This is a genomic window from Geobacter sp. DSM 9736 (assembly GCF_900187405.1).
In the GTDB taxonomy this organism is placed as follows: Bacteria; Desulfobacterota; Desulfuromonadia; order Geobacterales; family Geobacteraceae; genus DSM-9736.
The window spans coordinates 2,833,442-2,859,675 of the sequence record NZ_LT896716.1 but is presented as its reverse complement, the minus strand read 5'-3'; the positions used below and the strand labels follow the sequence as shown (position 1 = coordinate 2,859,675).

Below are 26,234 nucleotides of genomic sequence, written 5' to 3'. Positions count from 1 at the left end.
CTGCGTCTAGAACTCCTGCGGCATGGCCTTCACCTGTGCCGCCGTAAACACAGGGCCGTCCTTGCAGACATAGACGTTTCCCACATTGCAACGGCCGCACTTGCCTAGACCGCACTTCATCCGGTTCTCAAGCGTGGTATATATCTGCTCGTCCGAAAACCCGAGCTTCTCCAGAACGGGCAGCGTAAACTTGATCATTATCGGCGGCCCGCAGACAAGAGCTATGGTATTTTCAGCCGAAGGTGCCGCCTCTTCGAGGACACTTGGAACAAATCCGACCTTGCCGTCCCAATCTGGTCCGTTTCCGCCGGGGTCCACCGTCTTCACGAGCCTCACATCTGCTCGCTCCTCCCACTCCTTGAGCTCTCGCTTGTAAACAAGGTCTGCCTCCGTACGGGCACCATAAACGATGGTTATGTCCTTGAACTTGTCCCGTAAGTCTAGGCAGTTCCAGATCACGGTGCGAAGGGGGGGCAGCGCGATGCCGCCGGCGACGAAGACCAGATTTTTTCCGAAAAAGCTCTCAATGGGAAAGGAATTACCGTAGGGGCCACGGACTCCGATGCTCTCCCCCGGCTCAAGGCGGCGAAGTGCCTCCGTGACACGACCTACGGTTCTGAAGCAGCACTCGATGTAGCCTTTGCGCGTAGGTGAGGATGCAATGCAGAAGGTAGCCTCGCCGGCTCCGAAGGCTGAATACTCGGCGAACTGCCCTGCACGGAAGGTGAAGTTCTCCCGCACCTGCTCATCCTGAAAGACGAGTCTCAGGGTCCGGATATCCGGGGTTTCATCGACAATGGAATCGATGGTAGCGAGATGGGGAAGATAGATGTTCTTGCTGTGATCGCACATGGTAAAACCTCAGGTATAGGTAGAGGTAAAGGTAAAGAAAAAAAAGGCCTCAAGCTGTCACTCTACCTTTACCTCTACTGTTTCTCGATTTCCTGCAAAACCGCCGCAATGTCGATTCCGACGGGACAAGAGCGGATGCATCTGCCGCAGCCGGTGCAGAGGGTCTGTCTGAACTTGTCTTGGTAGTACTTGAACTTGTGCATGATGCGGTTTCGGTAGCGGGCCGGCTGCACATCGCGCGGGTTGTGGCCGGAGGCGTGGTTGGTGAACTTGCCGAAGCCGCAGGCATCCCAGTGTTTGCGACGCGCTCCTTTTGCCTCCGTTCCCTCATCGCTGATGTCGAAGCAGTGGCATGCAGGACAGAGGAAGGCACAGGCGCCGCAGCCGGCGCATCGCTCCGCTGTCTCGTTCCATAGCTCGTCTTCGAAGTGCTGATCGAGCCATTCCTTGATCTTATTTAGATCGAGTGCCGCAATGTCAGGCTTTGCAAGAGGCTCCGGCTCTGTGGCAGGGGCTTCAGTGAAGAGCCCTGCATGGGAGGCGACGAGTTTTTCGCCTTTGTCGGTAATGACATCGCACCTGTAGTCTCCACCCTTGAGCGGAACTAGAAACAGGTCGCTTCCCTTCGTATCTCCGGGGGAGAGGCCGACAGCGGTGCAGAAGCAGGCGTCGTCCGCTTCGGTGCAGGCGAGGCCGATGATGGTGGTTCTCTCTCTTCTACTGAGGAAGAAATCGTCGCGGTAGTCCCACGAGAACACAGCATCGAGAATCTCAGGAGCTGCGGCGTCGCAGGGGCGCGCTCCGATGAGCACACTAGCCGGGAACGCTGTCGGATCGATATCGGTGACGGTAGTGCCTGCCTTGTCTTTCTGGAAGGTTAGGATCGTCTCGCACAGGGGAAAGAAGCTCTCCTTGGCCGATCGCCGGGGGAGCTTGGAGAGGTCGAGTTCGTCGCCTCCGGCCAGGGGCTCGTAGAGGGTCAGGGAGCCCGCGATTTTCGGGCCGACTACTCTCGTTCCTTCTTTTATCAAAGCGTCGATCAGTGCCTGGAGGTTTTGTTTGGTGATGATTTTGGCCATTTTGTTCCCTTTGATACACCAAGGACGAGAATTCATTGCGCCTTTCGGCTAGGCAGAGAGCGCGGAAAATGTGGGGTGTTATTTGATGAAGGATTGGTCGTCCTGTTCACTATAATCCGTGAGCGGCGCCTTCTCTTGAGGAGTCAGCCCCGTCTCAAAATCGTAGAGCTCCTTCATTTCCTTTGCCATCTTCCGGTTGAGCAGGTTAAGCGGAATGTCCATCGGGCAGACACGTTCGCATTCCGCGCACCCGGCGCATCTTCCCGCCAAATGCATTGCACGCACTATGTGCCACGCCATGTTTCCTGCCGGACGAGGCGTGCTCTCCACAGCCTGAGGACGGTTCCTGTCACACAGGCACTGCTCGCAGTAGCAAAAGGGACAGACCTGCCGACAGGCAAGGCAGCGGACACAACGGGAGAAATGCTTCTTCCAGAAGGCCCACCGCTCTTCAGGGGTCATCGCTTCCAGGCGTGCAAGCTCTTCTGCTTCCACCGGTGAAAGCGGTGGAAGGGGAGGCAGGCTTCCCGCCCGCACATCGGCACCTTGCGGCTCGTGCACGGTACATTCGTGGCACTTGCGGGCGAGCCCCTCATTGGTCTCCCCCATGACTCCCGGGCAGGTAACACCGATGATGAAGAGATCGTCCCTGCGGATCTGCGATTCTGTCATGAGGCCTGCCAAAGCCCTCATGTCGCATCCCTTTGCGATTATGGCAAGTTTTCCCCGACCGGACACCTCTTTCTTCGCCTTGGTGAGGTAGAGGGCTAGGTTGTTCACGCAAGCTGGGGAGAAGATGAGCCTCTCCGCACAAGCGGGATCCGAGATGACGACCGGCATGGCAGTGCCGGCCCTGCGCCCTGCAGCATAGCCTACCACCGCCACTACCGTCCCCGCTTCGAGAATTCTCTTGGCTTCGGCCCTGATGGCAGCCGTTGCGGCCTCGTAGACTGCCGGGTCTATGGTGGCTGCCCCCACATTCTTTGCTGTATTGTTCATAAACCCTTCTCAGATGCTTTTGAATGCTTCCTTGAGCTCAGGCGTATCGAGCTCCCCCGACCAGTGCTCCTCAGCTTCCAGTTGGGTGAACTGGGTGAGGGGGCCCATTGTCCTTACCCGCTCGGTCAGCTCGGTCACCACCTCAACCCATTTTCCACCTTCTGCAGCGGAGACCCAGGAGAACTGAAGACGCGCAAGATCGACGCCGGTGAATTCCAGAAGCTTCCGGAACACGGCAAAGCGCCTGCGAGCATGGAAGTTGCCGGCCATGTAGTGGCAGTCGCCGGGGTGGCACCCCGAGACGAGAACGCCGTCTGCGCCTTTCTGAAAGGCCCGAAGGATAAAAACCGGATCGATGCGGCCGGTGCAGGGGAATTTGAGGACCCGCACGTTGGCAGGGTACTGCAGACGGCTCGTCCCTGCCAGATCAGCGCCGGCATAGGTGCACCACGTGCAGACGAAGGCGACTATCTTCGGTTCGAAATCGTGCTTGGTTTTTTCAGCTTGCATGCAACCCTCAAATCGACTCAGAAAATACCGAGGTAAAAGTCTTTTCCGCGTCTCTGTGCCTTTGTGGCAGGTTTCCTAAAGCGCTTCTATCATTGCGATGACCTGCTCGTCAGTATATCCGTCAAGCTCGACGCTCTTCGACGGGCACGTCGCCTGACAGGTGCCGCATCCGCCGCAGACACCGGGATTCACCGATGCGACGACCTTGACAAGCCGCCCATGGCGGTCCCGGATCTCCTTCTCCTCGACTGCGCCGTAGGCACATACCTTCTTGCAGGCGAGGCAGCCGACGCAGAACCGTTCATTAACTCGTGCAACGATCGGTTCCCGCTCCAGCTGATCCTTGGCAAAGAGAGTGATCACCTTGGCGGCGGCAGCAGAGGCCTGGGAGACCGTTTCAGGTATGTCTTTCGGGCCCTGGCAGGCTCCGGCAAGGTAGATCCCAGCGGTGGCGCATTCTACGGGCCGAAGCTTTGCGTGGGCCTCGGAATAGAAGTTGTACTTGTCGTAGGAGATGCCGAGCTTCTGTGCCAGCGAATCGGCACCTTCACGCGCCTGTACCGCCGTGGCCAGTACGACCAGGTCTGCTTCGATCTCCACCTGGACCCCTACGAGAACGTCGCTACCCATGACGACGATCTTGTCCCCCTTCTGGTACAGGCGGGAGACCATCCCGCGGATGTAGACCGCCTCTTCTTCCTCGACAGCCCTGCGCCAGAACTCGTCGTAGTTCTTTCCAGGGGTTCTGGCATCCATGAAGAAGACGTAGGCCTGGCCGTCGTGGACCTTGTGATGGTAGAGCATGGTGTGCTTGGCAGTGTACATGCAGCAGATCTTGGAGCAGTAACTGATGCCTTTTTCCCTAGCGCGGGAGCCAACGCACTGTATGAAGACTACCTGCTTCGGCTCGTTGCCGTCGGAGGGGCGGAGTATCTTACCGCCGGTAGGGCCGCTGGCCGACGCGAGACGCTCGAAAGTGAGGCCGTCGATCACGTCGGGAATGGTGCCGTAGCCGAATTCACCATACCCTTCGTAAATCGAGTCTTCGGGTTTCGGGCCGATATCGTAGAGGTCGAAGCCGGTGGCGACGACAATGGCGCCGACCGGTTCGGTAACCAATTCGTCCTGCTGTTCGTAGTCGACAGCGCCGGGTCCGCATACCTTCTGGCAGACGCCGCACTTGCCAGTCAGGAACCGGGTGCAGTTTTCGCGGTCGATGACCGGGGTGTTGGGCACCGCCTGGGGGAAAGGGACGTAGATCGCAGGCCGCATTCCGCGGTTGCAGTCGAAAGAATTGGGAATGTTCTTCTTGGGGCACTTGGCCGTGCAAACGCCGCAGCCGGTGCATTTGCTTTCATCGACGGAGCGGGCCTTCTTGCGGATCGTGACCTGAAAGTTGCCGATGAACCCGCCAACTTCTTCTATCTCGGAGTATGTGTAGAGCTTGATGTTGGGATGGTTGGCGACGTCAACCATCTTGGGAGTCATGATGCATTGCGAGCAGTCGAGGGTGGGAAAGGTCTCGGAGAGCTGCGCCATGTGCCCGCCGATGGATGGCTCCCTTTCGACCAGGATGACTTGTTGCCCAGCGTCTGCTATGTCCAGGGCGGCCTGTATGCCGGCGATTCCGCCGCCGATCACAAGTGCGCGCTTGGTAACAGGGACGGTAATCGGGGCGAGGGATTTCGCACGTTTAACCCGTGCAGTCATGAAGGAGACGATGTCGATCGCCTTGGCGGTGGCCTCTTCCTTGTTCTCGTGAACCCAGGAGCAGTGTTCGCGGATGTTCGCCATCTCGCACAGGAAGGGATTCAACCCTGCCTGCTTCACTGCATTCCGGAACGTCTTCTCGTGCATACGGGGAGAACACGCTGCGACCACGATACCGTCCAGCCTGTGTTCGGCAATGGCCTTTTTCAGAAGCCCTTGCCCGGGGTCGGAGCACATGTACTTGTAATCGGTGGCGAACGCAACTCCGGGGATCATGGATGCAGCCTCGGCTACCTTCTCCACATCTACCGTTCTCGATATGTTCTCGCCGCAATGACAGACGAATACGCCAATTCGGGACATTCATATCCTCTTGAAATGCTTTTTCACCACAGGCACCAAGGCTAAAGCAGAAGTCGGTGAAAAAACCTCATTTTCGCTACTGCCGAATCATGAGGTTTCTGCCCTTCTTGATGCTCTGGTGTCTTAATGGTTCTTCGAATTACCATGCGCTGCTGCGTTTTAGATCAGGCCCTTTTCCCTCAACAACGGTTTCGGGTCGACGATCATGTTGTCGAGGCCGAGTCGCACCGGAGACACGCCCACAGCCAGCGCAAGAAGCTGCGTCATGTAGAATACCGGCATGCCGTACCGCGTTCCTGCCGCCTGTTCTATTTCCTGTTGCCGAATGTCCAGGTTTCCGTGGCACAGGGGGCAAGCCACCATGATGCAGTCCGCACCGGCTGCCTTGGCGGATGCCAGTATCTCATTGGACAGCTTGAGCACGACACCGGGGCGCGACAACGTGAAATTGGCGCCGCAGCATTCCAGCCGGTGGCTGAAAAGAACAGGCTCTGCGCCCGCCGCACTGATGACGTCTTCCATAATTCGTGGCGACTCGCAGTCGTCCAGGTTGGGGACTTCCGGTGGCCGGGTGAGTAGGCACCCGTAGTAGCAGGCAACCTTGAGCCCTTCAAGAGGTCTCGATACGTTCTGCTTCAGGCGGTCGAGCCCCAGGTCGTGGGCCAGGATGTCGAGCAGGTGCTTGACCGGCTTGTCGAGAGGGACATTGCCGTCAAGGGCTGTTTCCACCTGCTTGCGCTTAATGTCGTTTTGCTTGAGGCGATGCTGTGTTGTCTTGAGACGCGAGAAGCATGCGGCGCAGGAAACGGCGAGGTCGCCATCCACTTCTTCCGCAAGAGCAAGGTTCTTGCCGCAGAGCGCCAGCGACAGCAGCTCGTCGACATTATGTGCGGGGGTCGCACCGCAGCAGATCCAGTCCGGAACCTCCTTCAGCCCGATGCGCAATGCCGCGAAGAGTCCCCTTGTAGAGACGTCGTATTCTTTGGCCGAGGCGTGGAGCGAACACCCGGGGTAGTAGGAGTAGGTCAGGTCGTATTTTCGGTTGGGACTCACGGTGCATCACCTTTACGCCGCATCTCCTCGATGCGGCTGAATATCTTTTCCACCTCTCGCTGATTCCTGTTCTTCTGGTGGAACATCTTCAGTTTGCCCTTCGTGATCAATTTCGGGCCAAGCATCAGGTCTTTGAGAAACTGGCCGCTCTTCATGTTGAATACCGCCGCAAGCCTCATCTCGTACTGCCGCCCGTAGCTGCGGATGTTCTCGATGAATAGACGATTCGCCAGCTGGACGTAGCTTTCCTTGGATGGCCCCTGGGCATCCCATGACAGCTTCCTGAGCGCATCCATTATGGCAGCGAGATCCACCTTATTGGGACACCTGGTCGAACAAGTCTCGCACGAGGCGCAGTACCATATGCTTCGCCCGGCGAGCACCCGCTCGTACTGCCCCAGTTGAAGAAGGCGCACGATCCGGTTCGGCGGGTGCTCCATGAAAGAGCGCATGGGGCATCCGGCCGAGCATTTCCCGCACTGAAAGCAACGCCGGACGGAGGAGCCTGACAGCGACTCCACTTTCCGTACGAATCCGAGGTTCATGGTCTCGGTCGAAAGCGTCATTTTCGAATATTTCACGGTCTGATCCTTTCCTGCTACGGCAGAGGAGGGGCGGCACTTCTCGTGGAGGGAATCAATGAGGAGGGAAGGGCAGCAAGCAGGGTTTTTAGTAAAAGTAAAAAATTAGAAACCGGTCATACTCATTGTGCCGGGTAGTTAGAAGAATATTTTTAACAACAGTAAAAAAGTGAATATCACACTGCCACTTGTGTTGTCAAGGATATTTATTAAAATCGGGTAGTTCGGAGAGCTGGAGGTTACGGTGGAGCTGCTTCAGGCGTTTGACAGAGAAGAGAAATTCCATTACAAAATTGAAAACCATTCGCACCGGGTTGCCGGAAGGAGTTTTCGGATTCACGAGCTGAAAAAACTATACCGGTATCTTCATTCTTGCCGCTACACATACATGCGGGGAGCGCTGCTCCTGCTCGGCACGAACGGGTTCGCCCTCCTTATTCCCTGGCTTCTCAAGCTCGCCATCGACAGCCTTCGTGCACCTGTGGCTTCTGGGTGCTCTCCCGCGTGGTACGCGGCAGCAATTATCGCTGCGGCTGCCGCGCAGGGCGTAATTCGAATCTTTTCACGGACCACCCTTCTCCATGCCGGCCGTACAATAGAGTACCGTATTCGCGAAGATCTTTACGCGCGCCTCATAACACTCGACCTTCCTTATTTCGCACAGCAACGTACCGGCGATATCCTTTCACGCTTCGCGAATGATCTTACAAACGTGAGGATGCTCTTGGGGTTCGGCATCCTCAATATCATCAACACGGTGGTCGTATATCTATCGGCGGTGTACCTCATGCTCCGCATCAACCCGCTGCTGACATTTTTCGCCGTGATCCCGTTCCCCCTGATGATTTTCGTCGTGAAACGAATCACGGCTTCCATGTTCAGGAGATCGAAGCAGGCCCAGGAGGATCTGGCTCGCATGTCGAGCCATATCGAAGAAAATGCCTCCGCGGCAGTGGTGGTCAGGGCATACTGCCGGGAGAATTTCCAGGTACAAACTTTTCAGGAAGTGAGTGAGAGGTATTTTGCCAGCAACATGGCCATGGCCAGACTGAGGGGGGTAATGATCCCGGTGATGGCGGCAACTGGCGGGATCGGTACCCTCCTTGTCCTCTTCATCGGGGGAAGCCGGGTTATCTCCGGTGCCATGACTCTTGGTGATTTCGTGGCGTTCAACGGATATCTTTCGATGCTCATCTGGCCTACGCTCGTGCTGGGTTGGATCTTGAACCTGATGCAGCGGGGAGCCGCTTCCCTGTCACGCCTCAGCCATATTCTCGACGCAAGTCCCATCGTGAAGGATGACCGAGAATCGGCGGAGGTCCCTCGGATAGAGGGGACGATCGAGGTGCGAAACCTGTTTTTCGGGTATGAAGAGAAGCCGCTTCTCCGGGGTATATCTCTCCACATCCGGAAGGGTATGAAGTTAGGGATAGTCGGTCCTGTCGGAAGCAGCAAGACGAGCCTGGTAAGGCTCATCCCTCGCCTCTTCCCGGTGGAGGAGGGGAAGATATTCATCGACGGGACGGACATCAACAGAATCCCCCTGCATCAGCTACGCGAAGCCATCGGTTTCATTCCTCAGGAAAGTTTCCTCTTTTCGCGAACCATCGCCGACAACATCGCCTACGGGCGGGAAGGGGCTGACCGTTCTGCCGTGGAAAAGGCTGCTCGTCTTGCCTGCATCGATGGTGACATAGAACGCTTTCCCAATGGCTATGACACGTTGGTGGGGGAAAGGGGCGTTACCCTGTCCGGGGGACAAAAGCAGCGGACGGCAATTGCCCGGGCGCTGCTCAAGGACCCGGCTATACTCATACTCGACGACCCCCTATCCGCAGTGGATGCCGCCACCGAGCAAAACATTCTTCAGGGGCTAGCCTCATATTATGGCCGACGTACCGTAATCATCGTTTCACATCGACTATCGGCGGTGCGCGACTGCGACCTTATCGTCGTTCTCGAAGAGGGAAGGATCGTTGAGCAGGGTACTCACGACCAGCTTGTTCAGCAGGGGGGGAAATACGCGGCAATGCATCGGGAACAGCAGCTGCGAGCGGAGATAGAGGAACTCTGATGCATTTTGGCGGGCTATATGAGGAGGAAATAGTCGGAAAAGCTTACGACAGGAAGCTGGTGGCGCGGTTTCTCAGTTACCTTCGTCCGTACCGCAGCATGGTCGTGCTGGCTCTGCTCCTGCTACCCCTGCTGGCTGCAGCCCGCCTTGCACAGCCCTATCTGCTCAAGATCACCGTGGACAGGCACCTGGTAACCGGGGTGTTCGATGGGTTGCCGGTTCTGGCGCTCTGGTTCTTTATCCTGCTTCTCGTGGAATCACTATTCACTTACCTGCAGGTATATCTTCTGCAACTGATAGGGCAGCGTGTGATGCGCGACCTGCGCATGGAGCTTTTTTCCCATGTTCAGCGCCTTCCCGCTTCATTTTTCGACCGTACACCCACGGGGGGGCTGGTAACCAGGCTGACAAGCGACATAGAAGCACTCGGTGAGATGTTCGCCGCCGGGATCATAACTATAATCGGGGATGTCGTTCTTCTGGCGGGGATCATCGGCATCATGGTGTGGATGAACCTGAAGCTCTCCCTCGTCACCTTCTCGGTCCTCCCCCTGCTTTTCTGGGTTGCCTTTACCTTTCGCCGGCTCATGCGGCAAGCCTTCCGCGAGGTGCGCTCACGGCTGGCCAACCTGAACTCCTTTCTTGCCGAAAGCATCGGCGGCATCGCCACGGTGCAGCTCTTCAACCGGCAGGAAATCGAGCGTAACGAATTCTGCCGCCTAAACGCCGCGTATCGCGACTCAAATCTACCGGTCATCACCTGGGATGCCTCTCTCTATGCCCTCGTCGAGGCACTCTCGTCGGTCGCCGTCGGACTCATAATCTGGTACGGCGGCAACGAGATCCTCGGCGGGGCGCTCAGCTTCGGTGCCCTGGTGGCCTTCATTTACTACATCGACAAGTTCTTTGCTCCGATCAGGGATCTCTCGGCCAAGTATTCGGTCATGCAAGGAGCAATGGCTGCACTTGAACGGATATTCCACCTGCTAGACACAGAAGTCGACGCCGGACGGAACTCACTGAGTATCGGCCTGCAGAGTCCAGGCGGATACGCGGAGGATAGGGATCAGCACCCTCTCGATAGCGTGGTCTTTGACAATGTCTGGTTTGCCTACAGTGGCAATGAGTACGTACTCAAGGGATTCAACCTGAAGTTGCGCAGAGGTGAGCGCATAGCGCTAGTCGGAGAAACGGGCGGAGGCAAAACAACAGTGACGCGTCTTCTCACGCGGCTCTACGAAGTGCATGAGGGGAAAATAGCTCTAAACGGTACCGACATCCGTGGATACTCCCTTTCGGATCTACGCCGCCGCATAGGAATCGTGCTCCAGGAGCCATACCTCTTTACCGGCACCGTTGCGGACAATATCACGCTGGGAGATGAGCGGGCTCGCGCCAGGATGGAGTTAGCCGCGGCACTCGTCGGGGCCGACCGCTTCATCAAAGATCTTCCAAAGGGCTTCGATGAAGAGGTCCGGGAGCGGGGCAAGAACTTTTCTGCCGGAGAACGCCAGCTCATCTCGTTCGCACGGGCCGTTGCCTATGATCCGGAAATACTCGTGCTCGATGAAGCAACGGCAAGCGTGGATTCAGCCAGTGAAAAACTGATTCAGGAGGGACTGAAAGGGCTCATGGCCGGGCGTACTTCCCTTATTGTCGCCCACCGCCTTTCCACCATCCAGGACGCGGACCGCATCGTAGTTGTGCATCGTGGAGAAAAAGCGGAGGAGGGAACACACCAGGAGCTTCTTGCGAAGCGCGGACTCTACTACCGGCTTTACGAACTGCAGTTCAGGGGATGATCACTGACACGGGAGCAGCGTTGACAGCATCTCTCTCAGGGCGGACAGGGTGTACGGTTTGTTGAGATACGCATCGAAACCGTAACCACGGTAGTCGGCCACTATCGCGTTGTCAGCATAGCCGCTGGAAACGATGGCTCTGATGCCGGGAGCAATTTCCCGGATCCGCCCGATAGCCTCCTCTCCCCCCATGCCCCCCTTAACCGTCAGATCGAGGATTACGACGTCGAACGGAGTTCCGGAACTACAGGCAAGTCCTATTTTTTCAATAGCCTCTTCTCCTTCCGCCGCGCATTCTACCTCGTAACCGGACATCTCGATCATTTCCCGGGAAACATCCCGCACCATCTCCTCGTCATCCATGACCAGAATTCTTCCCTTTCGTGCCGAGATGGCTTGCGGAGCGGGCGCTGCTTCTTCAATATCCGATGATTCCAGTGCTGTGGCAGGGAGATGGACGGAGAAGATGGTTCCTTTATCCGGCTCCGAAAGAACGGAAATAGCTCCACCATGCCTTTTCACTATGGAGTGTGAGGTCGCCAGGCCTAGTCCGCTACCCTTCTGCTTGGTAGTGAAATAGGGGTCGAAGATCTTGGAAAGGTAGTGTGGGGGCATGCCGATGCCGGTATCCCTGATCTGTATTCTTATGAATCTTCCCCCTTCCGGCAGCGCCTGATTGCTTCCTGCTTTGAGATCGACATTGTCGGCCGAAATTTCCACTGTCCCCGACTGACCCATTGCCTGGCTGGCATTGAGGACGATGTTCTGGATGACCTGGCCGATCTGCCCTTCGTCCGCATCAGCGGCCCAGAGGTCGTCGGCGATGGTTATCGTGCAGGTGCTGCTTGATCCGCTTAGGGCAAACCGTGTCGCATTCTCGATTGCCTGCCGCAACGATACCTTCTTTTTCACCGGTGTTCCTCCTTTTGCGAAGGTTAATAGCTGTGATGTCAGATTCACTGCCTGGCTCATCGCCTGCTCTGCCTGATCCAGCAATGCAAGCGCTCCCTCTCGATGGTCGATTTCCATTCTTGCCATGGTTATGTAGCCGAAAACCCCCTGCAACAGGTTGTTGAAATCATGGGCGATACCACCAGCCAGAGTGCCGATCGCCTCAAGTTTCTGCAGTTTGAGCCGTTCGGCTTCCGCCTGCTTTTTCTGCGTGGTGTCGGAGGTTACGATAACGATCAGCTTCGGCTCTCCGTGGGAGTCGCGCAGCAGCGAAGCATTAGCTTCTCCCGTGAATTCCGTTCCGTCCCTGCGTACGAACTTAAGCTCCAGGTCGGATAAGGTGCCCTTTCTAAACAACTCGTCGAGGGCGGCGCAGGCGGTATCTACACTGTGTGCAGGTATCCACTGAAAAATCGGCTTTCCAACCGCCTCCGACTCATCGGCATGCCCGAAGAGTTCCAGGGCTTTGCGATTAGCCATCAGAATTTCTCCGGTCGGATCTGCGACTGTGATTGCATTCGGTGCGACTTCAGTCAGGAGTCGGTAAAGCTCTTCGCTCTCCCTAAGCTTCTCTTCGGTGAGCTTGCGGTGGGTGACGTCGCTGAGAACTCCGTTCCAGATCACGTCATCCTGCGGGTTGGTAGTCGGATCTGCTTCGAGGCGGACCCAACGGATCTCGTTTCTGATGATGAAGCGCCCTTCCCACCGGAAGGGCGTCCGGGTCCTGGTGGCTTCAAGCGATGCCTTTTCGAGATTATCCCGATCTTCGGGATGTGCGATGGCAAAGGCCAGTCCGGCGTCACGCATAAGTTCTTCGCAGTCTAGAGCGAGAATTTCGCAGATCTGCGGGCTGAGGTAGTCGAACTGCATTGACCCGTCACGGCTGAAGCGCAGTGTGTAAACACCATTGGGAATGCGGCGGACCAGCTCGTCGTAACGCGAGGTGCTTTCCCGAAGGTCCTCGTTGCTTCTGAGCAGCTCGGCTGTCCGCTCGGCTATCGTCTTTTCGAGCTCCTCCTGTATCAGGCGCAGCTTCTCTTCCGTCTGCCGTAGATTGTGGATGAGGCGGGTGAAATCCTGAGTATCGCTCAGCGACTTCTGGCCGAGCCTCTCGGCAACGTGACGGTAGTAATCGCGTTCGGCGTGGGCTTCAAGAAGCATTTTCCTTAACGCATTTATTTCTGAACAGTCTTCCCGCAAAACTAGCGATCCTCCGCAAGGATCAGGAGCACCCCTGTCCAGTCCAGCCCGCGGCTTCTCCCGAGCATTGGAGCGATTTCCACCCCTGAATAAAATCCTAGAAGAGGGACGTTCGCATCCTTCATGACCCGTTGGATTTCGGCAGCTTCTTCCTCATCGGTCAAAGACTGTTCCGCCGTCCTCCCGCCACAACTTATGTAAAGGGCGAAGAGTGGTTTTTTCCCTTCGGATCTGATCCTCTCGATAATATCCGGTGCATTGTCGGCGACCGATTTGAGCATCATGCGGTTGTCCCGAACCATGAACTGGATTTCCTGCCCCGCTTCCAGGTCGGTCTCGAACATACCGATGCCGGTCCCGTCAGGGATCACTCCCGTTATGAGTCGGTTGACGTAACTACTCTCGATGGGTGCGCCGTACCGCTCGCCGTGGTTTATGCCGATCGTCAGGTTGCTGATGATCGGCCTTTCGTTCTGCCACTCCCTGTTTCCGAAGAGCTCATCGAGAAGTGGAACTACCGGCCTGCCGTCCAGTTCGTAGATGACGTCATCCTGAATCCGGGTTATCCGGCGGTAGACCCCGTCGAGTGGGATGCAGCCGTGCATGATCGCGTGGTAGGCCGAGACATTGCCGGAAACCATACAGCCTACTACCTGCTGCGTACCGACTTTGTTTCCGCAATACTGCCAGGTGTGCCGGAACATGTAGTCCCCGAGTAGGCCCGCGCCTATGATTGGTAGGTGGCAGGGGAGCTTCTTGACGATTCCTTCCAGCAGTGGCGCGGAAGAGTTGAGAACAGGGGGGCCGGATTGCCCTGCCGGCACCCGTACCGAGTCGTAGAAAAGGAGGAGCGCCTTGTCCAGATCTGTGGACTGGAGACCATCCGCCATTCGTGCGGCCGCAGAAGCTTCGTCGATGTCGACACCATCTGCCGATGCTATGGAGAACCGAATGGAACTGGATTCTATGGCAGCTGCGGCTGCTGGGCAGCCATGGTAGGAGAGGTCGTCCCAGGTGATAACACCGATGCTTGAACCACCGATAATGGGAACCGTATCTCCAACCAGACTTCGAAGCCCATCGTAAAAGCGGTGGAGATCGGTATTGCCGCTGCAAAAGGCGAGAAGAAGGTCGGGGGTGCTGATTCCGCCGGAATCCAGTGCCGCCCGTACAACCTGTTGCCCAAGTGCAAAGCCGTCCGCCTGATTTCCATAGCCGATTCCGATTCTGGTCATTGAGTGCTCCCTGCGATAGGTCTTTTACATCAAGATGCTGCAATCTCAGTGCTGCAGGCCGCCTCATCGGTTCCGACAGATATGCCCATACTTCCCCCACTTCGGCATTAGCCACAAGATCTGCAGGAAATAAAAAGGCCGTCTCATCAGCTCAGGCTGACAGGACGGCCATGGTAACATCTATGCTTCCTGAATGCGTCACGCTTCCTCCGCTCGTGTTACGCAGCTGTTACGGTGTAGCACCTGTTCCCACGACAAGTCAAGCCATTTATGCAACTATTCTAATGCTTGAAGAACGTATGGGGGCAGCCCCGCCAGTCCCCACACTGCATGGACACCCCGGGAAAAGCAGTTACACTTGTCCTAATGCCATCCCCAGCCGAGGGGGAATCATGAAGCAACAACAGGCTCCTGCAGCGCCGGGGCAAACTATATCGATCGGAGATGCAGTCTCCATAATAATCGGCATCGTTATCGGGGCCGGTATCTTCAAGACTCCATCGGTGGTGGCGGCTAATGCCGGCAGCGAGCAGGTCCTTCTCCTGCTCTGGGTGGCCGGGGGCGTGATTTCGTTCATCGGTGCTCTCTGCTATGCCGAACTAGGTTCAGCCTATCCCGACGCCGGGGGGGACTACCACTACCTCGTCCGGGCATTCGGTCGTGCCCCCGGCTTTCTCTTCGCCTGGGCCAGGATGACTGTTATCCAGTCAGGTTCCATTGCCATGCTCGCGTTTCTCATAGGTGATTACGTCTCCCAGGTCGTAAGGCTGGGGGAGTACTCCTCCTCATGGTACGCAGCTGCCGTCATCGTGCTGTTGACTGTTATCAATGTCTTCGGCATCCGGATGGGGAGCTGGGTCCAGAAGATGTTTGTCGTCGTCATAGCGCTCGGTTTCGGTGTCCTTTTCTCTGTTGCCTTCGGTGTTGCAACTCCCTCCGTCCACCAAGGAGCGGATGAAACCCATGGTGCCATAGGCAAAGCGATGATATTCGTCCTTCTTACCTACGGCGGGTGGAACGAAGCGGCATACCTCTCGGCGGAGGTGAGGGGGGAGCGCCGCAACATCGTGAAGGCGCTTCTGTACAGCATAGCCATGATTACCCTCGTCTACGTCATGGCGAACATCGCATTCGTGAAGAGCCTGGGCCTTACCGGCATGTCGGGCTCCGATGCCGTTGCGGCAGACGTGATGCGCCGCGTGCTGGGGGTGGAGGGTGTCTACTTCATTACCCTCCTCGTCTCTCTGGCCGCCCTCAGCACCATCAACGGCTCCATCATTACCGGTGCGCGAACGAGCTACGCTCTCGGCAGGGACTTTCGCGTGTTCCGGTTTCTCGGCAACTGGAGCGCCGGAGGGGGGACACCGGTTAACGCACTTCTGGTTCAGGGAGCCATTTCCCTTGCTCTGGTGGCCGTGGGTACCAGGTCCCGGAGCGGGTTCGCAACCATGGTGGAATATACGGCGCCGGTATTCTGGCTCTTTCTCCTGCTTGTGGGAATTTCGCTTTTCGTTCTGCGGCGCCGGGATCCCCATGTCCCGCGTCCTTTCGTTGTGCCCTTCTACCCAGCGACCCCGATCCTCTTTTGCCTCGTGTGTCTGTACATGCTCTGGTCGAGCTTGATTCACACTGGGAAGGGAGCGGTTGTCGGCATCGCAATCCTGTTGGCGGGGGTGCCGCTGCTCCTGCTCAGGAATAAAAAATCAGAGAGGGAGGAAGCTAAATGATCAGTAAAAGGTATATCGGATATGTGTTGGCGTTCCTCATTGCCTCGGTACCGGCACGTTACGCGGCAGCAGAATCGATATTCTCTCCATCAGCTCCTTCAGCGGGGGTGAAGAAAGATGTTCCCTTCGTACCGACACCGACCGAAGTGGTTGAACGGATGCTTTCGATGGCAAAAGTTACGGGGAGGGATATTGTGTACGATCTTGGATGCGGTGACGGCCGGATCGTTATTACCGCTGCAAAAAAGCATGGTGCCCGAGGAGTGGGTATCGACATCGATCCGGAAAGAATAAAGGAGAGTAAGGAGAATGCCCGTGCCGCCGGCGTGACGGAGAAGGTGCGGTTTCTTCAGCAGGACCTGTTCAAGGCGAATGTAAGGGAAGCCACGGTGGTGACGATGTATCTGCTGAATTCGGTCAACCTGAAGATGCGGCCACTGCTTCTGAGCCAGCTCAGGCCCGGCACCCGCATCGTCTCCCATTCCTTCGACATGGGGGAATGGCGGCCCGATGACTCCTCCACGCTGAGCCAGTCCGTCTACTATTGGGTTGTGCCTGCCAATGCTTCCGGTCGCTGGAAATGGAAGAACGGGAAGGAAAAATTCGAGATGCAGCTGCGCCAGAAGTTTCAGCAGGCAGAAGGGACCGTCACCCGTAACGGGGTCAGCTTTCCCATGAAAAATGTCAGGCTCTCGGGGGACAGGCTTTCGTTCAATGTTCAGTATGCAGCCGGAAAAAAACCGGTTACTGCCTCGTTTACCGGGAAGATCGCAGGCGAATCGATCCGCGGAACAATCAAAAAGCAGTCGGGGAAGGGGGTCGCATGGCAGGCTCGGCGAGAGCGGGGAACCGTTCAAAGGATCGATGGGGAGGGTGAAACCCCTACAGCAGGCAGTGGGCGTGCAATTTGATCATCCGGCAGAGAGGGGAGAGAACTGACGCGGTTGACGAAACGCCGGCCCCTCCTCTACAATTGCCGCCGCCACTCCCTTGTGCTGAACCGCTGTTCCCGACGCTCGCTGCGTACCCCTTTTATCAAGAGCCGGTCAACCGGTACCGGAAAGCACCTCGCCAAAAAATACACACTTTACGAGGAGTCAATGCCCCCCTCTCTTCACAATCTGCTCTACGGTCCCGGTTCACTGAACACAAAGCTGTTTCTTGCGATCAACCATGCCCACCATCCGCTCCTCGACCCGGTGATGCAGGCACTGATCACGCTGGGATCGTCGAGGATGGTGTACCTCTACCTTGGAATACTTGCCGTTGCAGCATTATCGAACAGGAAAATGATGCCGCTGTCACATGTGTTCCTGTTCGCCTTTGCGACTGCCGTTGGGATGCTGCTGCAGGCGGGGCTGAAGGATTATTTCCATGTGCCGCGTCCCGCGGCTGCGCTCGGCCTAGATCAGGTGAGGGTCCTGGGAGAGGTTAAGCTTAGGAACGCTCTTCCATCGGGACACGCGACCTTCGCGGCACTGCTTGCTACGTCGGTAGGGTGGCGACGGGGGTGGAAGTGGAAGCTTCCGCTATGGTCCTTTGTCTCCCTCGTCTGCTGGTCGAGGATCTATGTCGGCGCCCACTACCCGCTCGACGTGGTTGCAGGCACGCTCACAGGCGCTTTCGCTGCCTCCGCATGCTGGATGGTTTATGAAAATGTTTCCGGTGGGAGAGGGAAGCGAGGGCGCTGACCCGTACTGCTCCTCCGCATTCCTTCTTTCTGGTACAATCTCAGCATGAACTACCCTCTCCGGGAATTCCAATTGTCGGACACCGAAATAATCCGCTACCGCACCTGCGGGAGCGGCCCTATCAGGCTTGTGCTTGTCCACGGGCTGGCAGCGCGGGCAGAATCATGGACCGACCTCGTCCCTCTCCTTCCTCCCGACAGGTACACGGTTTATCTAGTGGATCTTCTCGGTTCCGGCGAATCGTCGAAGCCCAAAGGGGCCGATTATTCCATCCGGGCGCACGCCGTCAGACTTCTCGAATTCATCGAGCGGGAGCTTCCTTCTGCGGCTACGGTGGCCGGGCATTCGCTGGGGGGAGCCGTCGTTCTCATGGCGGCCATCGAGGCTCGGCGGATGGTGAAAGAGCACCTGCTCCGGTCCATCATAATCATAGCCGGACCGGGCTTCATCCAGCGTCTGCCCCTCATGGCGGAAGTGTTCAGGTCACGACTGGCCGCGACCCTTTTCGTTCTGCTCTACGCTCCCGATGCCTGGGTAAGGATCGGCCTTCGGGCCGCTTATTACGATGAGCGGCTCGTGGATCGTGAGCACGTATCGCGGTATGCCCCCTGCTACCGTGACCGGGATGCAAAGAGAGCGCTGGTTCAGACGTGCCGCAGACTCATTCCGCCGGATGCCGATGATATCATCCCCCTCTATGCAAGCCTCCGGCTTCCCGTTCTCCTCCTTTGGGGGCGGCACGACCGGATCGTCCCTCTATCCCAGGGGGAGAGACTACAGGATGCTATTCCGGGAGCGAAGCTGGAGGTGATCGAGGAATGCGGGCACAACCCGCAGGAGGAAAAGCCGGTGGAGACCTTTACGATAATAGACAGGTTCATATCGCAGGGGTCAAGCGGCTCAATACAGGAGTAGTTCGTTTTTGGGAGTCGCATTCACGGCGATACGTTCAATCTTCTATAACCTGACAATGTAATTTGCCCTCACCTTTTCCTTGCCAGCTTCTCATCAAACCCGCGTTTCCATACAGATCATCTCTTCGGAAAGCAGAAAAAGAAAGGGCCGCTCCCGGAGCGGCCCTTTCTGCCATTACATTACATCCCTACAATGTACGGACGCATCATCTCGTTGTCTTCATGTTCGACAATGTGACAGTGCCAGACATAGAGGCCTGGAATGTCGAACTGTGCCTTAACTTTGGTGATTTCCCCGGGATAGGCGATGACCGTGTCCTTGAAGCCCTTTTCCCAAGGCAGGACGCCTACTGGAACTGGTGCCGGTACAACGCCGGGAATAGGAGTCCGCCCCGTCACCTCGAAACGGACCAGGTGGAGATGGATCGGGTGAGCGTCGACCGTGAAGTTGTAGATTTCCCACTCTTCCACCGAGCCCAGTTCCGGGTTCTCTGTAACGTTTACCATAACCTGCACGCCATTCTGCAGGGTTACCATCTTCGGCGTGCTGGCTCCCGTCATGTCGTCCCATGCGAGGGGAGTCCCGACGGGAAGGACGGGGTTCGTAAGGTCGACGGTGCCGAGTTTTGCCGCCTTGGGAGCCATCGGTACCGAAGGTGGGTTCGTCGCAGCGCAGAACGTTGCGATCTGCACGTCGTTCATCGGTGCCGGGGATACTGCGATTACCTTGATCCGCCCGGCGGGTGTAGCAGTAACGCAGACCTGCCCCGACATCTCCTCGTTCAGCGAGACCTGACGCACGGCTTCCGGAGCGCCGAGGACAGGCTCTGCGTTGAGGACAAGGTTCTGGGGAGCTGTGGCGGTAAGGTCGGTGGACCCGGGGGCGCCTAGAAGAGCCGCATTGACCACGAATTCCATCACCTGCCCAGTTGTTGATGGATCGGCGGGTGGAGCGGGGAACCCGCCGAAGGGAGCGTCCGGTGCGGTGTTGATCATGCGTATCCGGGTGCCGGCAGGAAGGCCGGTGAAGTCGACGATGACGTCGGCCCGCTCGGCAAGTCCCATGAGGAGCGCCTGCTGCGGGTTAGCCGCGGGGGTGAGCGCGGGGATAGTCCCATTGCCGGGCAGCTCGGTGGCGAATCCTGTCTGCACCATTACCACCTTGGGAAGGAATCCCTGTTCCGCACCGATCTGGAAAAAGGGGAACTCCCTGCCGAGTTTGGCGTTGTTCTTCTGTTTCTTTCCGTTGCCGGGGTCCTTCAGCACTTCGAACAGGGCCAGGTTGAGGAAACGGGAGTTGCAGCCGTTGAGCAGGCGCAGCCGGTACCTGGCCGGGGCGACTTCGAGAACAGGCCATGTCTTGCCGTTGAGGACCATTGTGTTGAAAAAGGCTTCCGGGTTCCACGTGGGGGAAATGTCGGAGGCGGGAGCGTAGGGGCCGAGGTAGCCGTCGAAGAAGGCGCGGGAAGCGGGATAGAAGAGCGAGCCGTTCAGGTTGAAGGATCGGTCCTGAATGGCGAGCGGGATCTCCCGCACGGCGTTTCGAACCGGATCGCCCGGAGTGTTGAGTGCTGCCACCGTATTCCCGGCGACGGGAGCGGGCCCCGGAAGGACCGCCGGAAGTCCTGTCGCGCTGTTGGTTGCTCCGTCGAACGCGCCGCCGCGGATGAGCCAGAAACCTGCCGGTCCTGCGTAGACATTGCTTCGTGTCATGCCGAGAGTGTGGTCATGGTACCAGAGGGTCGCGGCAGGCTGGTCGTTGCGGTAAAGGAAATCGGCGTAGCCGGTGTCCCCCAAGTTCGATCCCGTTGCGTCGTCAAAGAGCTTCCCCTTCATCGCATATCCAGCCGGGATGTTCGTCGCGGCCGGCAGGTACCACGCCTCAGGATAGCCGTCGCTGTGCGGGTCCACGTGCGCCCCGTGAACGTGCGTAATGAGAGGCACAGGTCCGGTGTACGGCCCCGGGTTCGCTGTAGTGCAGTCCGTGGAGTTGACCGGGCCGTGAATGCACCCCGTGGCGGGGGGATTCGCCCAGTGCAGTGTCTGATCTATCGGCAGGAGGTGGGGCAGGAAGTTGCCTGTCACCGGGTCCTTGAGGTCGTTTATCCACCGTACATTGACCGGATTATTCGCAGTTGTCTCAATGGTGAACGCCGGGTAATTGAACGTAGCCGGATCGAGTGCCGACCCGTAACTCCAGACGGTAGTCGGGGGGAGTCCCGTCGGAAGAATCTGCTGGGTGAATTGGCGGATTGCTATGTCGTAGTTGTTGGGTCCCGTTCCATCATTTGGCATGACTGGCGGTATAACGAGTGGGGTGACATACTTGGTGATGCTCAGGGGATCGAGGGTTCCCCCCGGAAGTGGCGCAGCATCGATGCCCACCGCTGTGAAGGATAAAACAGAAATGGCCGTCCCGAGGGACAGAGCCTTCTTCAGCCCCTTAGCTGATCGTATCATGGTCTTCTCCTTTTCTTTATGCATTGAATAGCAGCATTGCAGGTGGCGCATCCTCCTTTCGTAGAGTCAACCCCTTTTCCTACCAGCGGGGACGGGAATTATTAATTCACCTTCCATTTTACCAGCCTTTGACAGAATGCAAGCACTGCTCATTAATAATGACGCCAAGGCGCAAAGAGCCGGTGCCGAAACAGTGCGAAAGAATACCGGAAAACTGTTAGTAGTGTTTATGGAGAGGGGACGTGACGTGGTCGGGCAGGGGGAATACTGTAGTAATTGGAAAGGGAGTGGGATGAAAAGTGGGTGTGCCGACAAGTGGGACAGGCGGAGGATGCGGCGTACCAGACCTATGAGGGTGGGAGGTCCAGCTTGTTTAAGTTTACTCGATGTAGATCATTCTGCGCGTCATCCCGCCGTCGATTATGAGGTTTTGCCCGGTGACGAAGGCGGCTCCCGGCGATGCCAGGTACAGTACCATTTCAGCGACGTCTTCGGGACTTCCCGCTCGCCCTGCCGGGTGCTGGGCGTGGTCCTCGGGGCGGAGCATAGCGGTATCCCGTCGGCCACCCTTCTTCCAATCGCCGACGTCGATCCAGCCGGGACTGATGCAGTTGACCCGGATTTCAGGTCCGAGGCTCATCGCAAGAGCATGTGTCAGTGCGACTACGCCACCCTTGCTGGCCGAATAGGGTTCAGTATCCGGTTCCGACTGTAATGCGCGCGTGGATGCGATGTTGACGATGGAACCCTTTGTCTTCCTCAGATGCGGAATCGAATACTTGCTGCACAGGAAAACACCCGTCAGGTTAACTGTTATGACGCGGTTCCAGGTAACAAGATCGAGTCTTTCCACAGGCCCCCAGTCATGGCTGGCGATGCCGGCGTTGTTAACGAGCAGGTCGAGCCGCCCGAAACGCGAGACAGCTTCACGCACCATACGCTCCACATCTGCTTCATTTCCCACGTCGGCCTGTGCGCCGGCGACCTCTCCGAGGCGTACATATTCAGCGGCTGCTTCTTCGGCGGCTTCCCCGTCCATATCGGCGATGAGCGCAGACATACCTTCCTGAAGGAGCCGCTTCACGATACCTTTCCCGATGCCTTGCGCGCCGCCGGTGACGATGGCAACCTTGCCAGTCATACTTTTTGTCATTTAGTCCTCTAAAACAATGGCTTTCCGAATCCTTGCTCTAAAGCGCTGCCGCTGCAAGGTCGCTCACGAAGCCCCCCATTGCTCTACGGCGATCCTGTTCCGTTTGTGCCCGCAGAATTGCAGAGGGATGTATCGTGGCGAGTCGTGGGGGCACGTGCGCTTCACTACATTAGTGACATAAGCATCCGGTCGTTCGGTGCCTGCACACGGGCCAGCCCCTTCGTCCAGAATGCGCCCTGCAGGCCCTACAAATGGGAATCCCTGACGGTCTTCGGCGTCTCCACCACGTTCGCCCACCAGTATCAGCCGTGAAACGTGCGAGCCTTCCCCGAAGACCGTTTGCGTTCCGCTCCCATAGTGCACATGCACGACACCCGGCAGCGGCAGACTTCAGATGTTCAAGGGTCGCATGCTCCGGAATCAGCGGGGCGGGTGTCTGTTCCGGCTTCTTCATTCGTGGGTCTGCTACCTGAAAGGTATAACTTCCAGTTTACCGTAGTCCCCCCGCTGGGCCTTCAGTGCGTAGCGCTCCACGTCAAGTTCGTCCTTCTCCCGCATCCCGAGCCGTCGCAACAGTGACCTCGGGGGGTTTTTCGTCACGAGAGCGTTCCGGAGCAGGAATCCGGCGAGCAGGACTGAGCCGAGTCCGATCCTGCGTCTCAGTACTAGACCTATTCCTGCACTCAGCAGCAGCACTGAGGAGGGCGCGGTTATCATCTCCAGAGCACGCTCCAAAACGGATTCCCTGTTTACCTGTCGAAGCTCCTGATCGATGTCCACCGCCTGGTCGGGGTAGTAGTTGAGCGGACGGTCATCCATTGCTGTCGTGCTGCCGCCTGAAATTGGTGCATCGCCCTGGGTGATCGTTGTGAGATCCATTCGAGCCTCCTTTCAGTTATTCCAGTTCCGGTTCCCCCGGTGCGTCACAAGGAGAAATTGGTGATTCCTGCTCTCCCTCTCAACCCTGAGACATAGACTGGAGGTTCTCCTATAGAATACCATCTCTCCAGTCGTTGTCGTCTCCTGATTGTTTCGATTCCGGGTACAAGAGAAGCCGGAACGACTGGCGCCCCGGCTTCACTGTCGAAAGATCTGTCTTCAGGTCAGAGTATTACCGGAAGGATTGCACCCTGTGCGAGACGATAGACCAAGAATATGACGAGTAATGCCACGATAACCGCAATTGCTATGATTACTTCGCGTGAAAGGCCCGTTCGTACCGGTCTGTCATATTCGCCCGTGGTTCTTCGCCCTTGGGGGTCTCTGCCTTGCTCATGCTTGGACTCTGGCTTTTGATAAATTTTTGGCATGATGCCTCCTGACGTGATCAGGGAGTCGCAGAGATCAGTGCCGGCGTGTCTTGTCCCAGCCATAATGAATGGCTTCCTTGAACCGTGCCCATGTCCCCGGGTGCGACCTTTCCCAATCCTGATGGATATCTTCTTCCACCTGCAGCCACTCCTTTCCTTGGAGTTTGGGATCACTGGATCTGCTTTCGGCATAGTGGTAGGCGGATCTATATGTCTCGAAACGTTCCCCTCTTGTTGCATAGTTGGAGCTGAAGTGGGTGATGAAATCCGAATCCTCCCTGGAAGTCTGCGGCTGTTGGCCATAACGGGGTTGTCCCGTCTTCTCCACCTCCACCTCTGTACGCCGCACCGTATCCCGAACCTGCTCTACGCGCTCGGTAGCTTCCTTGCCTACGACTACTTCTTCTTTGACACGAGCCTGCTTCGAGACAACCGGCTCTTCGGTCGTTTCCGTGACCTCGAATGATTGTTCCCTGAATGCGGCTTGCTCCGCCTCCGTTGCAGGGCGGTCAACAGGCCGCCGCTCTACTTTCGCCCGTTCCTCTCTAAGGCGCACCTGTTCTTCCACTGGTGTTTCTGTGACATGGCTGTAAACGCGAACTTCCCCTGTCTCCACTTGCCGTTTCCCGACCTGGAGCTGTTCCTCTGTAACCGGGATAACGCCTTCACGCTCCCGTGGGGCGGCGGCCGCCTGCGGTGCCGCTTTCTCATCGAATCTGATCCATCCTTCTTTGCGCCACGTTTCGGCTCGCCTGTCGATGTCGATGGCTCCGTTTCTGCGCATTATGGAAGCCGCGTTGTCGGCACTGTCGTTATCGGTGGTGACGGTGATCAACAGGCCGCCACGCCGTACCCCTTCCGCATACTTATGAGCATCCTGCTCCGGCATTCCCAGTCTTGTCAGAGCACCGATGGCCCCCCCGGGGACAGCTCCGACACCGGCATCGGCTCCCTCTACCCTCCGGAGTTTCTCTGCCCCTTTGAGCCCCTGCCGGGGGCCCTCCTCAGCCATAATGCTGATTTTTTCACGCTCGAAACCACTGCTCACAAGTTCCTGAAGAACTTTTTGTGCGTCCTGCGAAGTGTCCATCAAACCGACGACTGTTTTTGCCATAAAGTCCCCTTTCCAGGCTATTCACTATCGGCTTATGCCGGCAGTCGGGGCGGCCATGTGTATCCGGAGTCAGTGATGCCGGTCCGTATGTTCCACGACCGCCTCCTCTTTGCGAACAACCTCTTTCTGTCTGTGAGTAATCGTCTCTTTGCGACGCCTGATATGCAATTCCTCCTTCAAGCGCAGCTTCTTCTCAATTACAAGAACCTCTTCCAGCACCGGTATTATCGTCACCTCCCCTTCTGTCCGCACTCCTACGGGTTGGTCGATGAACCGGTTGATGGCGACACGTTCAACATCCACCTGTTCTTTTACGAGCGGTTCTTCTATTTCCTGCTCAAAGTGCCGCACTTTTTTACTGATCCGGGTGATGCCGGTTTCGACTGGCCGCTTTTCAACCCGCAGCTCCTCCTCTATCACCGGAAGTACTACTCTTTCTTCGAGGGACCTTTTTGTCGACTTTCCCTTTTCCATTGCCTGCGCTCCTTTGGATGAGCTGGTTGAATAGAGGACCGCTCTTTTGCCATCAAGTTTCCCGTTGGCTTTACGTAAAGTCTAAAGGTCGGTTTCGAGGATGCAAGACTAACTAGTTTAAAACATTTGGTTAATGATGGTATGGCGAGTGAGTGTCGGTGGGGCTGATATAATAAAGGCCGCCCCTTGCGGAAACGGCCTCGACAGAAAACGGCTTGCGGGTAAATCCGAACAGAAATTAATCGAAAGGAATCATAACGCTTATGGCTCCGCGGAGGTCACCTTCCCTGTAACCCTCTTTCACTCTTCCGGAGATGTCGAGGCTTCCTGCGGGATCGCCGTGGCATGTCAGGCATGACTTCTCGATGTAGACCGGCACCATATAGCGGGCGAATTTCCTTCCTGCAACAGTGACTTCCTCATAATGGGAAGGATCCTTTTTTCCTTCGAAGCCTTTTAGAACTGCTGTTTCGAATTCATCCGGCCTGTTGTAGTCACCCCTGAATTTAATGCTTGTCTGCTTCAACTGTATGCCTGAACGATTTGAGAGATTTGCACCTACACGGGCACCGAAAACTGCAGGGTTGAACCCCTTGAACCCTTTGTTGGGTTCATTGATCTGTGACTGAGCGGCAGTCACTACCTCTTTTGCCGAGTTATGGACGTCCAGCAGTGCCTTGTTGAAAGGATCGCTTGCCGTCAGTGCGGTAATGTCAATTCCCGTCCGCTTGAAGAAGTCGGCCTTGAGTTGGTTTTCGTAGACTTCCGCAGTGAACCCTTTGTTGCCCTTGGAGGCGTCATTTATAAGAGGCTGGTTTCGGGCAATCACTCCCCTGCCGGCTATCAGGTACTCCACTACAGCTGTAGAGATAGACTCTTCACGCTCTCCTGCCCTGAGAACGCCGGTCGTTGTGAAGAAAAGCCCGGCACCGATTGCGATGACGCCGACCGACCACAAAAATTTCCTTACCATGTCAACCTC

22 protein-coding genes are annotated in these 26,234 nt (G+C 56.9%); 6 read left to right on the top strand and 16 right to left on the bottom strand.

What is annotated here, in order from left to right; genetic code table 11:
• Positions 1-6 precede the first annotated feature (6 nt).
• From CFB04_RS13040 to CFB04_RS13010, 7 genes are all read right to left on the bottom strand, one after another.
• The gene (locus tag CFB04_RS13040) at positions 7-852 is read right to left on the bottom strand and encodes an FAD/NAD(P)-binding protein (RefSeq protein WP_088535672.1); all 846 of its coding nucleotides are present in this window, start codon (positions 850-852) and stop codon (positions 7-9) included.
• A 74-nt stretch (positions 853-926) separates the two neighbouring features.
• Positions 927-1,931 carry a 4Fe-4S dicluster domain-containing protein gene (locus CFB04_RS13035; protein ID WP_088535671.1) on the bottom strand — a complete coding sequence of 335 codons (1,005 nt, stop codon included), beginning with the start codon at positions 1,929-1,931 and terminating at the stop codon, positions 927-929.
• Between the two features lie 78 nt (positions 1,932-2,009).
• Complete coding sequence (locus tag CFB04_RS13030; protein ID WP_088535670.1) at positions 2,010-2,930, bottom strand: 4Fe-4S dicluster domain-containing protein; 921 nt, start codon at positions 2,928-2,930, stop codon at positions 2,010-2,012.
• 9 nt (positions 2,931-2,939) lie between these two features.
• Positions 2,940-3,440 (bottom strand): hydrogenase iron-sulfur subunit, encoded by a 501-nt coding sequence (locus CFB04_RS13025; RefSeq protein WP_088535669.1) that lies wholly within the window; start codon positions 3,438-3,440, stop codon positions 2,940-2,942.
• Positions 3,441-3,515: 75 nt separating this feature from the next.
• Entirely contained in the window at positions 3,516-5,513 is a 1,998-nt protein-coding gene (locus CFB04_RS13020; protein WP_088535668.1) for a CoB--CoM heterodisulfide reductase iron-sulfur subunit A family protein, read from the bottom strand.
• 159 nt (positions 5,514-5,672) lie between these two features.
• Positions 5,673-6,566 (bottom strand): CoB--CoM heterodisulfide reductase iron-sulfur subunit B family protein, encoded by an 894-nt coding sequence (locus CFB04_RS13015; RefSeq protein ID WP_088535667.1) that lies wholly within the window; start codon positions 6,564-6,566, stop codon positions 5,673-5,675.
• Positions 6,563-7,147 carry a 4Fe-4S dicluster domain-containing protein gene (locus CFB04_RS13010; protein WP_088535666.1) on the bottom strand — a complete coding sequence of 195 codons (585 nt, stop codon included), beginning with the start codon at positions 7,145-7,147 and terminating at the stop codon, positions 6,563-6,565. The genes CFB04_RS13015 and CFB04_RS13010 overlap by 4 nt, the downstream gene beginning before the upstream one ends.
• Positions 7,148-7,535: 388 nt before the next feature.
• Between CFB04_RS13010 and CFB04_RS13005 the strand changes: the two genes are divergently transcribed.
• Positions 7,536-9,221, top strand: coding sequence for an ABC transporter ATP-binding protein (locus CFB04_RS13005; protein WP_088536833.1), 1,686 nt, complete (start codon positions 7,536-7,538; stop codon positions 9,219-9,221).
• On the top strand, positions 9,221-11,023 hold the full coding sequence (locus CFB04_RS13000) for an ABC transporter ATP-binding protein (RefSeq protein WP_088535665.1): 1,803 nt from the start codon (positions 9,221-9,223) through the stop codon (positions 11,021-11,023). Before CFB04_RS13005 ends, CFB04_RS13000 begins: the two co-directional genes overlap by 1 nt.
• Here the strand turns inward: CFB04_RS13000 and CFB04_RS12995 are convergent, their stop codons facing one another.
• Positions 11,024-13,135 (bottom strand): PAS domain S-box protein, encoded by a 2,112-nt coding sequence (locus CFB04_RS12995; RefSeq protein ID WP_088535664.1) that lies wholly within the window; start codon positions 13,133-13,135, stop codon positions 11,024-11,026.
• A gap of 41 nt (positions 13,136-13,176) precedes the next feature.
• Complete coding sequence (locus CFB04_RS12990) at positions 13,177-14,409, bottom strand: FIST signal transduction protein (protein WP_088535663.1); 1,233 nt, start codon at positions 14,407-14,409, stop codon at positions 13,177-13,179.
• Between the two features lie 392 nt (positions 14,410-14,801).
• Here CFB04_RS12990 and CFB04_RS12985 point away from each other — a divergent pair, with 392 nt between their 5' ends.
• The 4 genes from CFB04_RS12985 to CFB04_RS12970 all read left to right on the top strand — a co-directional run bounded on the left by CFB04_RS12985 (position 14,802) and on the right by CFB04_RS12970 (position 18,742).
• Positions 14,802-16,136, top strand: a complete 1,335-nt coding sequence (locus CFB04_RS12985; protein ID WP_088535662.1) for an APC family permease — start codon at positions 14,802-14,804, stop codon at positions 16,134-16,136.
• Positions 16,133-17,047, top strand: coding sequence for a cyclopropane-fatty-acyl-phospholipid synthase family protein (locus CFB04_RS12980; protein ID WP_088535661.1), 915 nt, complete (start codon positions 16,133-16,135; stop codon positions 17,045-17,047). The genes CFB04_RS12985 and CFB04_RS12980 overlap by 4 nt, the downstream gene beginning before the upstream one ends.
• A gap of 33 nt (positions 17,048-17,080) precedes the next feature.
• Positions 17,081-17,827, top strand: coding sequence for a phosphatase PAP2 family protein (locus CFB04_RS12975; protein ID WP_157698795.1), 747 nt, complete (start codon positions 17,081-17,083; stop codon positions 17,825-17,827).
• A 72-nt stretch (positions 17,828-17,899) separates the two neighbouring features.
• Complete coding sequence (locus CFB04_RS12970) at positions 17,900-18,742, top strand: alpha/beta fold hydrolase (RefSeq protein ID WP_231934182.1); 843 nt, start codon at positions 17,900-17,902, stop codon at positions 18,740-18,742.
• 179 nt (positions 18,743-18,921) lie between these two features.
• On the opposite strand, the gene CFB04_RS12965 is transcribed toward CFB04_RS12970, so the two are convergent.
• The 7 genes from CFB04_RS12965 to CFB04_RS12930 all read right to left on the bottom strand — a co-directional run bounded on the left by CFB04_RS12965 (position 18,922) and on the right by CFB04_RS12930 (position 26,225).
• A complete protein-coding gene (locus CFB04_RS12965) occupies positions 18,922-21,201 on the bottom strand; it encodes a multicopper oxidase family protein (protein ID WP_088536832.1) in 2,280 nt (759 codons plus the stop codon).
• 379 nt (positions 21,202-21,580) lie between these two features.
• Positions 21,581-22,354 carry a glucose 1-dehydrogenase gene (locus tag CFB04_RS12960; RefSeq protein ID WP_088535658.1) on the bottom strand — a complete coding sequence of 258 codons (774 nt, stop codon included), beginning with the start codon at positions 22,352-22,354 and terminating at the stop codon, positions 21,581-21,583.
• A 63-nt stretch (positions 22,355-22,417) separates the two neighbouring features.
• Positions 22,418-22,651 (bottom strand): uracil-DNA glycosylase family protein, encoded by a 234-nt coding sequence (locus CFB04_RS18540; protein WP_369833298.1) that lies wholly within the window; start codon positions 22,649-22,651, stop codon positions 22,418-22,420.
• A gap of 168 nt (positions 22,652-22,819) precedes the next feature.
• Positions 22,820-23,233: a hypothetical protein gene (locus CFB04_RS12950; RefSeq protein WP_088535657.1), complete on the bottom strand. Its 414-nt coding sequence runs from the start codon at positions 23,231-23,233 to the stop codon at positions 22,820-22,822.
• A 465-nt stretch (positions 23,234-23,698) separates the two neighbouring features.
• A complete protein-coding gene (locus tag CFB04_RS12940; protein WP_088535655.1) occupies positions 23,699-24,778 on the bottom strand; it encodes a YsnF/AvaK domain-containing protein in 1,080 nt (359 codons plus the stop codon).
• Between the two features lie 69 nt (positions 24,779-24,847).
• Positions 24,848-25,252: a YsnF/AvaK domain-containing protein gene (locus tag CFB04_RS12935; protein ID WP_088535654.1), complete on the bottom strand. Its 405-nt coding sequence runs from the start codon at positions 25,250-25,252 to the stop codon at positions 24,848-24,850.
• Between the two features lie 238 nt (positions 25,253-25,490).
• The gene (locus CFB04_RS12930) at positions 25,491-26,225 is read right to left on the bottom strand and encodes a DUF3365 domain-containing protein (protein WP_088535653.1); all 735 of its coding nucleotides are present in this window, start codon (positions 26,223-26,225) and stop codon (positions 25,491-25,493) included.
• Positions 26,226-26,234 lie beyond the last annotated feature (9 nt).

Excerpts from the sequence above, each read along its gene's own strand:
- CFB04_RS12930 (WP_088535653.1), bottom strand. The coding sequence starts at position 26,225 with ATGGTAAGGAAATTTTTGTGGTCGGTCGGCGTCATCGCAATCGGTGCC.
- CFB04_RS13040 (WP_088535672.1), bottom strand. The coding sequence starts at position 852 with ATGTGCGATCACAGCAAGAACATCTATCTTCCCCATCTCGCTACCATC.
- CFB04_RS13020 (WP_088535668.1), bottom strand. The coding sequence starts at position 5,513 with ATGTCCCGAATTGGCGTATTCGTCTGTCATTGCGGCGAGAACATATCG.
- CFB04_RS12980 (WP_088535661.1), top strand. The coding sequence starts at position 16,133 with ATGATCAGTAAAAGGTATATCGGATATGTGTTGGCGTTCCTCATTGCC.
- CFB04_RS12940 (WP_088535655.1), bottom strand. The coding sequence starts at position 24,778 with ATGGCAAAAACAGTCGTCGGTTTGATGGACACTTCGCAGGACGCACAA.
- CFB04_RS13030 (WP_088535670.1), bottom strand. The coding sequence starts at position 2,930 with ATGAACAATACAGCAAAGAATGTGGGGGCAGCCACCATAGACCCGGCA.
- CFB04_RS12990 (WP_088535663.1), bottom strand. The coding sequence starts at position 14,409 with ATGACCAGAATCGGAATCGGCTATGGAAATCAGGCGGACGGCTTTGCA.
- CFB04_RS12985 (WP_088535662.1), top strand. The coding sequence starts at position 14,802 with ATGAAGCAACAACAGGCTCCTGCAGCGCCGGGGCAAACTATATCGATC.
- CFB04_RS13005 (WP_088536833.1), top strand. The coding sequence starts at position 7,536 with ATGCGGGGAGCGCTGCTCCTGCTCGGCACGAACGGGTTCGCCCTCCTT.
- CFB04_RS13035 (WP_088535671.1), bottom strand. The coding sequence starts at position 1,931 with ATGGCCAAAATCATCACCAAACAAAACCTCCAGGCACTGATCGACGCT.
- CFB04_RS12960 (WP_088535658.1), bottom strand. The coding sequence starts at position 22,354 with ATGACAAAAAGTATGACTGGCAAGGTTGCCATCGTCACCGGCGGCGCG.
- CFB04_RS13000 (WP_088535665.1), top strand. The coding sequence starts at position 9,221 with ATGCATTTTGGCGGGCTATATGAGGAGGAAATAGTCGGAAAAGCTTAC.
- CFB04_RS12995 (WP_088535664.1), bottom strand. The coding sequence starts at position 13,135 with ATGCTTCTTGAAGCCCACGCCGAACGCGATTACTACCGTCACGTTGCC.
- CFB04_RS12935 (WP_088535654.1), bottom strand. The coding sequence starts at position 25,252 with ATGGAAAAGGGAAAGTCGACAAAAAGGTCCCTCGAAGAAAGAGTAGTA.
- CFB04_RS12950 (WP_088535657.1), bottom strand. The coding sequence starts at position 23,233 with ATGGATCTCACAACGATCACCCAGGGCGATGCACCAATTTCAGGCGGC.
- CFB04_RS12965 (WP_088536832.1), bottom strand. The coding sequence starts at position 21,201 with ATGATACGATCAGCTAAGGGGCTGAAGAAGGCTCTGTCCCTCGGGACG.
- CFB04_RS13025 (WP_088535669.1), bottom strand. The coding sequence starts at position 3,440 with ATGCAAGCTGAAAAAACCAAGCACGATTTCGAACCGAAGATAGTCGCC.